The 12749-nt window shown below is 61.7% G+C and carries 12 protein-coding genes and 1 pseudogene; 8 read left to right on the top strand and 5 right to left on the bottom strand.

All coding sequences use genetic code 11. The annotated features are described in order from the left end of the window. Positions 1 to 5 precede the first annotated feature (5 nt). The gene (locus LOY36_RS10865; RefSeq protein ID WP_258673437.1) at positions 6 to 533 is read right to left on the bottom strand and encodes a DUF3087 domain-containing protein; all 528 of its coding nucleotides are present in this window, start codon (positions 531 to 533) and stop codon (positions 6 to 8) included. Positions 534 to 761: 228 nt separating this feature from the next. Between LOY36_RS10865 and ppnN the strand changes: the two genes are divergently transcribed. After that, the gene (gene ppnN / locus LOY36_RS10860) at positions 762 to 2135 is read left to right on the top strand and encodes a nucleotide 5'-monophosphate nucleosidase PpnN (protein ID WP_018928007.1); all 1374 of its coding nucleotides are present in this window, start codon (positions 762 to 764) and stop codon (positions 2133 to 2135) included. Positions 2136 to 2421: 286 nt separating this feature from the next. Here ppnN and LOY36_RS10855 read toward each other — a convergent pair whose 3' ends face one another. The 4 genes and pseudogenes from LOY36_RS10855 to LOY36_RS10845 form a co-directional block, all read right to left on the bottom strand. After that, positions 2422 to 2781, bottom strand: coding sequence for a DUF6124 family protein (locus tag LOY36_RS10855; protein ID WP_258673426.1), 360 nt, complete (start codon positions 2779 to 2781; stop codon positions 2422 to 2424). Positions 2782 to 3209: 428 nt separating this feature from the next. Further along, positions 3210 to 4646: an FAD/NAD(P)-binding protein gene (locus LOY36_RS10850; RefSeq protein WP_258673423.1), complete on the bottom strand. Its 1437-nt coding sequence runs from the start codon at positions 4644 to 4646 to the stop codon at positions 3210 to 3212. A 59-nt stretch (positions 4647 to 4705) separates the two neighbouring features. Next, a pseudogene (locus LOY36_RS29115) lies at positions 4706 to 4796 on the bottom strand (ABC transporter ATP-binding protein); the annotation flags it as partial. A gap of 132 nt (positions 4797 to 4928) precedes the next feature. After that, the gene (locus tag LOY36_RS10845) at positions 4929 to 5492 is read right to left on the bottom strand and encodes a helix-turn-helix domain-containing protein (protein ID WP_018928010.1); all 564 of its coding nucleotides are present in this window, start codon (positions 5490 to 5492) and stop codon (positions 4929 to 4931) included. On the opposite strand from LOY36_RS10845, the gene LOY36_RS10840 reads away from it, so the two are divergent. From LOY36_RS10840 to LOY36_RS10810, 7 genes are all read left to right on the top strand, one after another. Continuing rightward, positions 5487 to 6515 (top strand): DMT family transporter, encoded by a 1029-nt coding sequence (locus tag LOY36_RS10840; protein WP_258673421.1) that lies wholly within the window; start codon positions 5487 to 5489, stop codon positions 6513 to 6515. The two genes, LOY36_RS10845 and LOY36_RS10840, sit on opposite strands and share 6 nt — an antisense overlap. Before the next feature lie 154 nt (positions 6516 to 6669). Next, entirely contained in the window at positions 6670 to 9600 is a 2931-nt protein-coding gene (locus tag LOY36_RS10835) for a monovalent cation/H+ antiporter subunit A (RefSeq protein WP_258673419.1), read from the top strand. Beyond that, entirely contained in the window at positions 9600 to 9944 is a 345-nt protein-coding gene (locus LOY36_RS10830) for a Na+/H+ antiporter subunit C (RefSeq protein WP_019649262.1), read from the top strand. Before LOY36_RS10835 ends, LOY36_RS10830 begins: the two co-directional genes overlap by 1 nt. Continuing rightward, positions 9941 to 11626: a monovalent cation/H+ antiporter subunit D gene (locus tag LOY36_RS10825; RefSeq protein WP_258673416.1), complete on the top strand. Its 1686-nt coding sequence runs from the start codon at positions 9941 to 9943 to the stop codon at positions 11624 to 11626. The genes LOY36_RS10830 and LOY36_RS10825 overlap by 4 nt, the downstream gene beginning before the upstream one ends. Then, on the top strand, positions 11623 to 12111 hold the full coding sequence (locus tag LOY36_RS10820; RefSeq protein ID WP_019649264.1) for a Na+/H+ antiporter subunit E: 489 nt from the start codon (positions 11623 to 11625) through the stop codon (positions 12109 to 12111). The genes LOY36_RS10825 and LOY36_RS10820 overlap by 4 nt, the downstream gene beginning before the upstream one ends. After that, positions 12108 to 12386: a K+/H+ antiporter subunit F gene (locus tag LOY36_RS10815; protein ID WP_007935991.1), complete on the top strand. Its 279-nt coding sequence runs from the start codon at positions 12108 to 12110 to the stop codon at positions 12384 to 12386. The genes LOY36_RS10820 and LOY36_RS10815 overlap by 4 nt, the downstream gene beginning before the upstream one ends. Continuing rightward, positions 12383 to 12745, top strand: coding sequence for a Na+/H+ antiporter subunit G (locus LOY36_RS10810; protein WP_258673413.1), 363 nt, complete (start codon positions 12383 to 12385; stop codon positions 12743 to 12745). The genes LOY36_RS10815 and LOY36_RS10810 overlap by 4 nt, the downstream gene beginning before the upstream one ends. Positions 12746 to 12749: the final 4 nt, after the last annotated feature.

Genomic DNA, 12749 nt, shown 5'->3' with positions numbered 1-12749 from the left:
AGGGATCAGGCGCGCGCCTGTTTCAATGCCTCAAGCCAGGCCGGATTCAATTGCGTCTGCTCAGTATCGATGCCCAGTGCTTGCATCCGCGCCGCGTGTTGATCCATCTCACGGGTCAGTTGCCCCTGGTCGCTGGAGTTGCCGTCCAATTGGTGCATCTGGCTCAATCCCAAGTGATAGAAGCGCAGCAGCTTCATGGCGCCCGGATCGCCCTGCTCCACCGCCGCCGTCACCTGGTGCATGACGTTGGTGACGCTCATCAGGCTGCGCTTGAGCTGCCAACCGTAAACCGCTGGCGCCATCCATTCCTGACTCCAGAACCTGCCGCGCATCAACGCCACTGTCAGCAACAACGCGGCAAACACCCCGCCCACATTGAAGCGCAGATTATCGCCGCCGGGTTCACCGAACAACGTCACCGCCGCCGTCGACAGCACCATCGCCAGCGCCAGGAACATCAGGGCGATGATCACCGTGCTGCGCCGCGTCTGGCGTCGATAGGTTTCGGCATTCATTGGCTGGATTTCGAACATCGCGACGGGGTTCCTTGCATCGATGGTAAAAGGCGCTGTGACAAAAAGACTGCGAGGCATTATCGCCTCCCCGAAGGATTTAGCTATGCTGGAGCTCCTTTTCATCTTTTCATCGTCAAACGGGAGCATGGCGATACAGCGCAGTTCGTGCCATCTTCATCATGGATACACACTATTCGGATGCCATGCGCCGTTGCTGGCGGGTGACATCGTTTTAAGGATCATTGAATGACCCAACGACATGTAATCAACGCCTCGGTCAGCCCTAAAGGCAGCCTGGAAACGCTCTCCCAGCGTGAAGTACAGCAACTGAGCGAAGCCTCATCCGGTATCACCTACACCCTCTTCCGCCAGTGCGCCCTGGCCATCCTCAATACCGGCGCCCACGTTGATAACGCCAAGACCATTCTGGAAGCCTACAAAGACTTCGAAATCCGCATTCACCAGCAAGACCGTGGCGTACGCCTGGAACTGCTGAACGCCCCGGCCGACGCTTTCGTCGATGGCGAAATGATTGCCAGCACCCGCGAAATGCTCTTCAGCGCCCTGCGCGACATCGTCTACACCGAAAACGAACTCGACGCCTTGAGCATCGACCTGAGCACCTCCCAGGGCATCAGCGACTACGTCTTCCACCTGCTGCGCAACGCCCGCACCCTGCGCCCCGGCGTCGAGCCGAAAATCGTGGTGTGCTGGGGCGGCCACTCGATCAACACCGAAGAATACAAATACACCAAGAAAGTCGGCCACGAACTCGGCCTGCGCAGCCTGGACATCTGCACCGGTTGCGGCCCTGGCGTGATGAAAGGCCCGATGAAAGGCGCAACCATCGCCCATGCCAAGCAACGCATCCACGGCGGTCGCTACCTCGGCTTGACCGAACCTGGGATCATCGCCGCCGAAGCGCCAAACCCGATCGTCAACGAACTGGTGATCCTGCCGGACATCGAGAAACGCCTGGAAGCGTTCGTGCGGGTTGGCCACGGCATCATCATTTTCCCGGGTGGCGCGGGCACGGCCGAAGAGTTCCTGTACCTGCTCGGCATCCTGATGCACCCGGACAACCAGGACCTGCCGTTCCCGGTGGTCCTTACCGGGCCGAAAAGCGCCGCGCCGTATCTGGAGCAACTGCACGCCTTCGTCGGCGCAACCCTCGGTGAAGAAGCGCAGCAGCACTACGAGATCATCATCGACGACCCGGCCGAAGTGGCGCGGCAGATGACTCAGGGCCTCAAAGCGGTCAAACAGTTCCGCCGCGAGCGCAACGACGCGTTCCATTTCAACTGGCTGCTGAAGATCGACGAAGGCTTCCAGCGCCCGTTCGACCCGACCCACGCCAACATGGCCAACCTGCAACTGAGCCGCAACCTGCCGCCCCACGAACTGGCCGCCAACCTGCGCCGCGCGTTCTCCGGCATCGTCGCCGGCAACGTCAAGGACAAGGGCATCCGCCTGATCGAAGAACACGGGCCGTACCAGATTCGCGGTGATGCCGAGGTCTTGCAGCCGCTGGACCACTTGCTCAAAGCCTTCGTCGCCCAGCACCGGATGAAACTGCCGGGTGGCGCGGCGTATGTGCCGTGCTACCAAGTGGTGGCTTGATACGCAAAACCCTGTGGAAGCGGGCTTGAGTTGCCGTTTAAACCACCGGAAACAAGAAACCCCGCGTGATGCGGGGTTTCTTGCATTTAAGGCGCTCAGTCAGGAACCCATTGTGGCGAGGGGGCTTGTCGGAACGCCGCACCGCCCCGTTGGGTTGCGAAGCGACCCCAAAACCTGCAACTGCATGTTTTCAGATACACCGCATATACCGGTTTTGCGACGGCTGCGCCGCCGAACGGGGGCAAGCCCCCTCGCCACAACAAGCCCCTTTTGCCAAAGATCCTAGCTAGTCTTGTGGATCGAAATTATCCAGCACCCGGTTCACCGCCAACTCCCCAAGCATGACCACCGATTGAATCCCCAACATCACATTGCGATGTGGCATGTCCATCAGTCCGGCGAACTCACTGAGCATCATGCTCGCTGACGCCAGGGATTCGCAGGCGTTGACCAGCAGGGTTTCGTTATCGACCTTCGCACCCACATGGTAAATGGTACTGGGTTTGCGCTTGGTGGCTTTGGGGATGGGTGGTTTGAGGTAGTGGTCGAGGGCGCGGTCGGCGGCTTCGTGGAGTTTTTTGGAATCGAGGGATTCGTAGGGGGAAACGTCGTCGGTTTCCGGAGGATTTGGTGTTGGTTTGAACATAAATGAAGCTCCTTGATCAGTGGAGCCGACATCTATCGCTGCTAAACGAAGAAGGTGGCGGCTGTACGCGGGTTAGCAGACCAGGGATCAAGGAACCCGGCGCACCGAAGTGCCCCACGCATAGCCGCCATAACGCGAATGGCGACACTGACGTGCCTTGATATTCATCGAGCTGCTAAACCCGATCGCTGATTCGTCAGCGACCCGGAAACGATAGAGCCCGGCCTCAAGGCGCACAAGCCGGCGGATTCTGGCGTAGTCGTAGGCAACGGCGCAAGGCTGTGTAGCCTGGGTGAGTATCTGGAGATGTCGATTAAACATCGACTGTTTATTGGTCTTACTGTGGATTTTGCGGTGGATGGGCTGGCCTCTTCGCGAGCAAGAGACTTGGCCTGCCCGTAGCAGCTGCCTCGCGGGCTCGGCAGCTGCTACAACAGATCGCTTACTAATCGCGCCGCAAGAAACTTGGCCTGGCTCGCCACGTCAGTCACCGCCGTACTCTCCCACCACATGCCGCGCAACGGCGGCCCCATGGCGAACAAACGGCTGGCGACCTGCCCGTCGGCACCCAGTACCGCGCCATCCACCGCCGCGGCAATGCCCAGCGCCAATGGCCCCGGACGCACCAGCCCGCGAGCGAGCAACTGCTGGGGCAACGGCCGCGCCACCCGACGCCAGTCGTATTCGATGCCGCTGGAGTTGATCAGCGCCGCGCCATGCACCACGCAAGTTTGCGTCTCGCCACGACGACGAATGCGGATACTGACCTCGCCGTCCGACGCAGGCTCGAGCCCCTTGAACGATGCGGCCTGAATCCGCAACCGCCCTTCCCCGTGCAGCCGCGCCACCAACTCGGCACTCAACGGCGGCGAGCGATGGTGATGGCTTTCCCACCATGGCCGTACATGCCGCACAAATTGCCGGCGTTGCCGATCCGTCGCCTGACTCCACAACCGCCCGATGTGCGCCCGCACCGTGTCCAGCGGCGCTTGCCAGTCAATGCCTTGAGCGATGGCATCGCGACAATGCCGACGCAGTTCCCGCACCAGCTGACGCGGTGTGCGAATACTGTGGTCCGCGGCTAAAAAATCCACCCACGCCGACGGTTGTCGGCGCACATGCGGTAGCAGACCATGACGGGAGAACACTTCGATTGGCCCGCGATGCCCGGCCTGCTCCAGCGACACCACGGCGTCGACCATAGTCAGGCCCGAGCCGATGATCAGCACCGTCGACTGCGGATCGAGCTGACGCATGGCGGCCACATCCCACGGGTCGAGCGCCGCTGCGTTCAAGCCGCTGGATTCGGTTTGCGGTGTGCGCGCGGCGGGGAACATACCAGTGGCCAGCACCGCATAGGCGCCTTGCAAACGTTGCCCGTCACTCAAGGTCAGCAATACAGCGTTGTCCCGGGTTTGCAGGTCGACCACCTCGGCCCGCACATGCTCGACACTCGAACCATTCAATGCGCCCACCGCCTGCGCCTCGGCCAAACGCTGCTGCATATAAACGCCAAACAGCCCGCGCGGCGGAAACAATTCGCTGATCGGCACATGCTGCTGATCCGACTCCGGCCAGCCGCCGGCCGCAATGTACTCGGTCAGCCATTGAGTCAAATCATCAGCGTTGTCGGGGTCAACGCTCATCCGCGCCGCGTTGCCGTTGAGCGTATGGCCCAGTTCGACCGCGCTATACGCTTCGCCCCGACCAAGTTCGGCCCGGGGTTCGATCACCAGCACCTGACGCTTGCCCGGCAAACGCAACAACTGCGCCGCCAGCATCGCGCCGCTCAGGCCGCCGCCGATGATCAGGATGTCCGCGTGGCGGATGGCGTCGGTCGCCTGTCCGCGTGGGGTGTCAGTCATGGCGTACTCACTGATCAATGTTTACCTGAATAGAAGTCGTGCTGATCGCCCCGTGCCAGTCACTCACCGGACGCTAGCCTGTGAAGCGTACTTGAGTGCCACGTTAATATTTTGCTCGGCCATCAGGAAGCTCACCTGCTCGTCTCGATGCCATCCCCACTGTTTTTCAGGAGCCGCACCTGAATATAATTTTCTTTTATTTCAACAGGTTGAAGAGTTATTCAAGAAATACTTGCAGCTTTAAAACAGCAAAGCGTTTATCCAGTGTTAGCCGGTAAACAGTCAAATCACCACATTACGCACAAACCGCGCCGCCACGTCCCCATCATTGCGATAAGAATGCGGTTGATGACTGGCAAACATAAAGAACTCGCCAGCCGCAATTTTCTGCGGCTGACCGCCAAGCATCAGGGTCAGGCAACCTTCGAACACATAAAGCTGTTCGCTGTAGCCTTCGGCATCCGGCTCCGAGGGGTAATGCTCGCCCGGTTCCAGGCGCCATTCCCAGAGTTCTACTTCGCGGGTGGCGGTGGCTTTGGCCAGCAGCACCGCTTTACTGCCCGGGATCGTACCGGCCCAGGCCAGTTCGTTGATGCGGCTCGGGTCGCGGGCGTCGGGGGCCTGGATCAGGTCGCTGAAGGCCACGTCCAGCGCTTCGGCCACGCGGTCGAGCGTGGTCAGGCTGACGTTCTTCTCGCCGGCCTCGATGGCCACCAACATCCGGCGGCTGACCCCGGACTTTTCGGCCAGGGCGCTCTGGCTCATGTCGGCGGCGTGGCGCAGACGTCGCACGTTCAGGCTGACGTGCTGGAGGACCGAAGCCCGTTGGGTGGAATCTTTGTGCACTATATTGCTCACTGGGTGGCGTTGCGCAGTATACTGCCCAACTTCGGGCGCATTGTGCGTCTCCCTCAGATGGCGCGCAAGGTCATGACGTCAATGAACGCTTCTCATACATCCCCCCGTTTCTCCCGGTTCAGCAAGGCCGAGTGCGTGCTGGTGCTGATCACCATGGTCTGGGGCGGGACCTTTTTGCTGGTGCAGCATGCGATGACCGTCAGCGGGCCGATGTTCTTCGTCGGGCTGCGTTTTGCCGCGGCGGCGAGCCTTGTGGCGCTGTTCTCCTGGCGCCATCTGCGTGAACTGACGCTGTTCGAACTCAAGGCCGGGGCGTTTATCGGCGTGGCGATCATGCTTGGTTACGGCTTGCAGACCGTGGGTTTGCAGAGCATTCCCAGCAGTCAGTCGGCGTTTATTACCGCGCTGTATGTGCCGTTCGTGCCGCTGCTGCAATGGCTGGTGCTGGGGCGTCGTCCGGGGTTGATGCCGAGCATCGGGATCATGCTGGCCTTTACCGGGTTGATGTTGCTGTCGGGGCCTTCCGGCGCGTCGCTCAATTTCAGCCCCGGTGAAATCGCCACATTGATCAGCGCCGTGGCGATTGCCGCGGAAATCATTCTGATCAGCACCTATGCCGGCCAGGTCGACGTGCGGCGGGTGACGGTGGTGCAATTGGCGGTGACGTCGGTGCTGTCGTTCCTGATGGTGGTGCCGACTCAGGAAGTGATTCCGGATTTCTCATGGTTGCTGTTGTGCAGCGCTTTAGGCTTGGGCGCGGCGAGTGCGGCGATCCAGGTGGCGATGAACTGGGCGCAGAAGAGTGTTTCGCCGACCCGGGCGACGTTGATCTATGCCGGGGAGCCGGTATGGGCCGGGATTGCCGGGCGGCTCGCCGGGGAACGCTTGCCGGCGATTGCGTTGATGGGTGCGGGGTTGATTGTGGCGGCGGTGATTGTCAGTGAGTTGAAGACCAAGGGTAAGGCGGCTGCCGAGGTTGATGAAGCCTTGGAGAGCGAAAGCGGCAATTAACAGCAAGATCTTTTCGGGGCTCCCCCATCTCCATTGAAACAATGATAAACAGGGTTTTTCCGTCTACCTTGTAGGATTCTGCGACAGCTTGACGTTTGGTGATCGGGGAGCTGGCACGTATGATGCTTCACAAACTTCCGCAGATTAGAAGCCTATGTCCCTGATAGTTCTACTGCTTCTGCCTTTTATCGGCAGCTGTCTGGCAGCCTTGCTGCCGCACAACGCGCGTAATACCGAATCGCTGTTGGCTGGCCTGGTTGCCTTGATCGGCACCGTCCAGGTCGCCCTCTTGTACCCGCAAATCGCCCATGGCGGCGTGATCCGCGAAGAGTTCTTCTGGCTACCCAGCCTGGGCCTGAACTTCGTGCTGCGCATGGACGGTTTCGCCTGGCTGTTCTCGATGCTGGTGCTGGGCATCGGTACGCTGGTTTCGTTGTACGCCCGCTATTACATGTCACCGGACGATCCGGTACCGCGCTTCTTTGCGTTTTTCCTGGCGTTCATGGGCGCCATGCTGGGGTTGGTGATCTCCGGCAACCTGATCCAGATCGTGTTTTTCTGGGAGCTGACCAGCCTCTTCTCGTTCCTGTTGATCGGCTACTGGCACCACCGCGCCGATGCGCGACGGGGTGCTTATATGGCACTGATGGTCACCGGCGCGGGCGGTTTGTGTTTGCTGGCGGGGGTCATGCTGCTCGGCCATGTGGTCGGCAGCTATGACCTGGACAAGGTCCTGGCCGCCGGCGAGCTGATTCGCGCGCATGCCCTCTACCCTATTCTGCTGCCCCTGATCCTGATTGGCGCCCTGAGCAAAAGTGCGCAATTTCCCTTCCACTTCTGGTTGCCCCACGCGATGGCGGCACCGACGCCGGTCTCGGCTTATCTGCACTCGGCAACCATGGTCAAGGCCGGGGTGTTCCTGCTCGCGCGCCTGTGGCCGTCGCTGTCCGGCAGTGAAGAATGGTTCTACATCGTCAGCGGGGCCGGCGCCTGCACCCTGTTGCTCGGCGCTTATTGCGCGATGTTCCAGAACGATCTCAAGGGCCTGCTGGCCTACTCGACCATCAGCCACCTGGGTCTGATCACCCTGCTGCTGGGCCTGAACAGTCCGTTGGCCGCCGTGGCCGCGGTGTTCCACATTCTCAACCACGCCACGTTCAAGGCCTCGCTGTTCATGGCCGCCGGGATCATCGATCACGAAAGCGGCACCCGGGACATTCGCAAACTCAGCGGCCTGGTCAAACTGATCCCGTTCACCGCCACCCTGGCCATGGTCGCCAGCGCCTCCATGGCCGGCGTGCCGCTGCTCAACGGCTTCCTGTCGAAAGAGATGTTCTTCGCCGAAACCGTGTTCATCAACGCCACGGCCTGGGTCGAGATGACCCTGCCGATCGTCGCGACCATCGCCGGGACGTTCAGCGTCGCCTACTCCCTGCGCTTCACCGTCGACGTGTTCTTCGGCCCGACCGCCACCGATCTGCCGCACACCCCGCACGAGCCGCCGCGCTGGATGCGCGCGCCGGTGGAGTTGCTGGTGTTTACCTGCCTTGTCGTGGGGATTTTCCCGGCGCAAGTGGTCGGCTCGCTGCTCGCGGCGGCGGCATTACCGGTAGTGGGCGGCACGCTGCCCGAGTACAGCCTGGCGATCTGGCACGGCTGGAACGCACCGATGATCATGAGCCTGATCGCCATGTCCGGCGGCATCGTGCTTTACCTGTTGCTGCGTAATCAACTCAAGCAAGGGCGCTTCACGCACCCGCCGGTGATCAGCCGTTTCAATGGCAAGCGGCTGTTCGAGCGCAGCCTGGTGGTCATGATGCGTCTGGCCCGTCGCCTGGAGCGGCGGATCAGCACCCGGCGCCTGCAAACCCAACTGTTTCTGGTGGTGCTCGCCGCCGTACTGGCCGGGTTGATCCCGATGCTGCACAGCAGCCTGAGTTGGGGCGACCGGGCGAAAATTCCGGGCTCGATCGTGTTCGTGATCCTCTGGCTGCTGGCGATTGCCTGTGCACTCGGCGCGGCGTGGCAAGCCAAGTATCACCGGCTCGCGGCCCTGACCATGGTCAGTGTCTGCGGCCTGATGACCTGCGTGACCTTCGTCTGGTTCTCGGCGCCGGACCTGGCCCTGACGCAACTGGTGGTCGAAGTGGTGACCATGGTGCTGATCCTGCTCGGCCTGCGCTGGTTGCCGCGACGGATCGAAGAGGTGTCACCGTTGCCGAGCAGCCTGCGCAAGGCGCGGGTACGGCGGGTTCGTGACTTGCTGCTATCGACAGCGGTCGGTGGCGGCATGGCGTTGCTGTCCTACGCGATGCTGACCCGCCAGACGCCCAACGACATTTCCTCGTTCTACCTAAGTCGCGCCCTGCCCGAAGGCGGCGGCAGCAACGTCGTCAACGTAATGTTGGTGGATTTCCGTGGCTTCGACACCCTCGGTGAAATCACCGTGCTGGTGGCAGTGGCCCTGGCGGTGTTCGCCCTGCTGCGACGCTTCCGTCCTCCGAAAGAAAGCCTGCAACTGCCGGCCCAACAGCGTCTGCTGGCGCCCGATGTGGTCACCGATCTGGTCAACCCGCGTCACGCCAGCGACACCGCGCTCGGTTTCATGATGGTGCCGGCGGTGCTGGTGCGCCTGCTGTTGCCAATCGCCCTGGTGATCTCCTTCTATCTGTTCCTGCGCGGGCACAACCAACCGGGCGGCGGTTTCGTCGCCGGGCTGGTGATGTCGGTGGCGTTCATCCTGCAATACATGGTCGCCGGCACCCAGTGGGTCGAGGCGCAAATGAGCCTGCGGCCGCTGCGCTGGATGGGCACCGGGCTGTTGTTCGCCACCGTTACCGGGCTCGGGGCAATGGCGGTCGGGTATCCGTTCCTGACCACCCACACCTGGCATTTCGAGCTGCCGCTGCTGGGTGACATTCATATCGCCAGCGCGCTGTTCTTCGATATTGGCGTGTACGCCGTGGTGGTCGGTTCGACGCTATTGATCCTCACCGCCCTCGCCCACCAATCGGTACGCGGTCATAAAACCAGCGCGCAAATCAGGCCCGCGGCCAAAGCCGTTGTCACCCAAGGAACCATCTGATGGAAGAAGTCATCGCAATCGCCATCGGTGTGCTGGCCGCGTCCGGCGTATGGCTGATACTGCGGCCACGGACGTTCCAGGTGGTCATGGGCCTGTGCCTGCTGTCCTATGGCGTCAACCTGTTCATCTTCAGCATGGGCAGCCTGTTCATCGGCAAGGAGCCGAGCATCAAGGACGGCGTGCCTCAGGATTTGCTGCACTACACCGACCCGCTGCCGCAGGCGCTGGTGCTGACCGCAATCGTCATCAGTTTCGCCATGACCGCGCTGTTCCTGGTGGTGCTGCTCGCCTCCCGGGGCCTGACCGGTACCGACCATGTGGATGGCCGGGAGCCTAAAGAATGATGGCGATGACTCACCTGATCGTTGCACCGATTCTGCTGCCGCTGCTGACCGCCGCCGTGATGCTGATGCTGGGCGAGAAACACCGCCCGCTAAAGGCCAAGATCAACCTGTTCTCCAGCCTGCTGGGACTGGGCATTGCCGTAATGCTGCTGCAATGGACGCAAACCACCGGCGTGCCCGGCTCCATCGGCGTGTACCTGCCGGGCAATTGGCAGGCGCCGTTCGGCATCGTGCTGGTGGTCGATCGTCTGTCGGCGCTGATGCTGGTGCTGACCGGGATCATCGGCGTCAGCGCCCTGCTGTTCGCCATGGCCCGCTGGGACGGCGCCGGTTCGAGTTTCCACGCACTGTTCCAGATTCAGTTGATGGGCCTGTACGGCGCCTTCCTAACGGCGGACCTGTTCAACCTGTTCGTGTTTTTCGAAGTGCTGCTCGCCGCCTCTTACGGGTTGATGCTGCACGGTTCGGGCCGGGCGCGGGTGTCGTCGGGGTTGCATTACATCTCGATCAACTTGCTGGCCTCGTCACTGTTCCTGATCGGCGCAGCGTTGATCTACGGCGTTACCGGCACGCTGAACATGGCCGACCTGGCGCTGAAAATCCCGCTGGTGCCGGAAGCCGATCGCGGCCTGCTGCATGCCGGCGCGGCGATTCTGGCGGTGGCGTTCCTGGCCAAGGCCGGGATGTGGCCACTGAACTTCTGGCTGGTGCCGGCCTACTCAGCGGCCAGCGCGCCGGTGGCGGCGATGTTCGCGATCATGACCAAGGTCGGCGTCTACACCTTGCTGCGCCTGTGGACGCTGCTGTTCTCCGGCCAGGCCGGGGCCTCCGCGTACTTCGGTGGCGACTGGCTGATCTACGGCGGCATGGCGACCATCGTCTGCGCCGCCGTGGCGATCCTCGCCGCGCAACGCCTGGAGCGCATGGCCAGCCTGAGCATTCTGGTGTCGGCAGGCATTTTGTTGTCGGCCATCGGTTTCGCCCAGCCGAACCTGATCGGCGCGGCGCTGTTTTACCTGGTCAGCTCGACCTTGGCCTTGAGCGCGCTGTTCCTGCTGGCGGAGTTGATCGAGCGTTCGCGTTCGGCCAACGAAATGCCACTGGACGATGACGGCGAGCTGCTGCCACGGCCCCTGGAATCCTTGCAGCCGCCCAAAGGCTTCAACCTCGATGACGACCAGAAAGCCGTGGTTGGTCAGGTGATTCCCTGGACCATGGCCTTCCTCGGCCTGAGCTTCATCGCTTGCGCTTTATTGATTATCGGCATGCCGCCGCTCTCCGGATTTATCGGCAAACTCAGCCTGCTCAGCGCCCTGCTCAACCCGCTGGGCCTGGGTAATGGCAGCGACGAGCCGGTATCGAACGGCGCGTGGGGGTTGCTGACGTTGTTGATCCTGTCCGGATTGGCCTCGTTGATCGCTTTCTCGCGTTTGGGCATCCAGCGTTTCTGGACCCCACAAGAGCGACCGTCGCCTTTGCTGCGCCGCCTGGAATGCGTGCCGATCATCGTGCTGCTGGGGCTGAGCATCGCGCTGACGTTCAAGGCTGAACCGCTGCTGCGCTACACCCAGGCCGCCGCTCAAGCATTGAATAACCCTCAGCAATACGTGATGGCGGTGCTCGGCACCCGTGCGGTGCCGAGCCCTGAAGCCAGGGCAGCACTGGTGGAGGTGCAACCATGAAGCGTCTGTTTCCTGCGCCGTGGTTGTCACTGTCCTTGTGGCTGCTGTGGCTGCTGTTGAACCTGTCGATGAGCCCCGGCAATGTGCTGTTGGGCGCGGTATTGGGCCTCTGTGCCCCACTGATGATGCGCAAGTTGCGGCCGTTGCCGATCCGCATTCGTCGCCCTGGGGTAATCCTGCATTTGTTCTTGCTGGTCGGGCGCGATGTGCTGGTGTCCAACCTTGCCGTGGCCTGGGGCGTGCTCAATGCCGGGCGGCGCGCGCCTCGCTCGCGGTTCATCAAGGTGCCGCTGGACTTGCGCGATGCCAACGGTCTGGCGGCGCTGTCGATCATCTGCACGGTGATTCCCGGCACGGTCTGGTCGGAACTGGCGCTGGATCGCAGCATTCTGTTGCTGCACGTCTTCGATCTGGATGACGAAAGCCAATTCATCCAGCACTTCAAGGCGACTTACGAGCGCCCCTTGATGGAGATCTTCGAATGAGCGAATTGCTGTCGAACGCAATCCTGCTGAGCCTGTTCATCTTTTCGTTGGCGATGATTCTGACCCTGATCCGCCTGTTCAAGGGCCCGTCGGCCCAGGATCGGGTTCTGGCCCTGGATTACCTGTACATCATCGCCATGCTGATGATGCTCGCGCTGGGCATTCGTTATGCCAGTGACACCTACTTCGAGGCGGCGCTGCTAATCGCCCTGTTCGGCTTTGTCGGCTCGTTTGCCCTGGCCAAATTCCTGTTGCGTGGCGAGGTGATCGAATGAGCGCTGAACTGTCTTTGTGGGTGGAAATTCCGGTGGCGATTCTGCTGGTGCTCAGCAGTCTGTTTGCGCTGATCGGCGCGGTCGGGCTGCTGCGGATGAAGGATTACTTCCAGCGCATGCACCCGCCGGCGCTGGCCTCGACATTGGGCGCGTGGTGCGTGGCACTGGCTTCGATCATTTACTTTTCGGCGCTCAAGTCGGGGCCGGTGTTGCATGCCTGGCTGATTCCGATTCTGTTATCGATCACGATGCCGGTGACCACGCTGCTGCTGGCCCGGGCAGCGCTGTTCCGCAAGCGCATGGCGGGGGATGATGTGCCGGCGGAAGTGAGTAGTCGGCGCACGGAACCCGGGAGTTAAACGC

It is taken from the genome of Pseudomonas sp. B21-019, assembly GCF_024749225.1.
Classification (GTDB): domain Bacteria; phylum Pseudomonadota; class Gammaproteobacteria; order Pseudomonadales; family Pseudomonadaceae; genus Aquipseudomonas.
The sequence above is the reverse complement of the archived record's forward strand: the minus strand, read 5'-3'. Positions and strand labels throughout refer to the sequence as shown.

Excerpts from the sequence above, each read along its gene's own strand:
- LOY36_RS10865 (WP_258673437.1), bottom strand. The coding sequence starts at position 533 with ATGTTCGAAATCCAGCCAATGAATGCCGAAACCTATCGACGCCAGACG.
- ppnN (WP_018928007.1), top strand. The coding sequence starts at position 762 with ATGACCCAACGACATGTAATCAACGCCTCGGTCAGCCCTAAAGGCAGC.
- LOY36_RS10855 (WP_258673426.1), bottom strand. The coding sequence starts at position 2,781 with ATGTTCAAACCAACACCAAATCCTCCGGAAACCGACGACGTTTCCCCC.
- LOY36_RS10850 (WP_258673423.1), bottom strand. The coding sequence starts at position 4,646 with ATGACTGACACCCCACGCGGACAGGCGACCGACGCCATCCGCCACGCG.
- LOY36_RS10835 (WP_258673419.1), top strand. The coding sequence starts at position 6,670 with ATGTCCCTGATAGTTCTACTGCTTCTGCCTTTTATCGGCAGCTGTCTG.
- LOY36_RS10830 (WP_019649262.1), top strand. The coding sequence starts at position 9,600 with ATGGAAGAAGTCATCGCAATCGCCATCGGTGTGCTGGCCGCGTCCGGC.
- LOY36_RS10825 (WP_258673416.1), top strand. The coding sequence starts at position 9,941 with ATGATGGCGATGACTCACCTGATCGTTGCACCGATTCTGCTGCCGCTG.
- LOY36_RS10820 (WP_019649264.1), top strand. The coding sequence starts at position 11,623 with ATGAAGCGTCTGTTTCCTGCGCCGTGGTTGTCACTGTCCTTGTGGCTG.
- LOY36_RS10815 (WP_007935991.1), top strand. The coding sequence starts at position 12,108 with ATGAGCGAATTGCTGTCGAACGCAATCCTGCTGAGCCTGTTCATCTTT.
- LOY36_RS10810 (WP_258673413.1), top strand. The coding sequence starts at position 12,383 with ATGAGCGCTGAACTGTCTTTGTGGGTGGAAATTCCGGTGGCGATTCTG.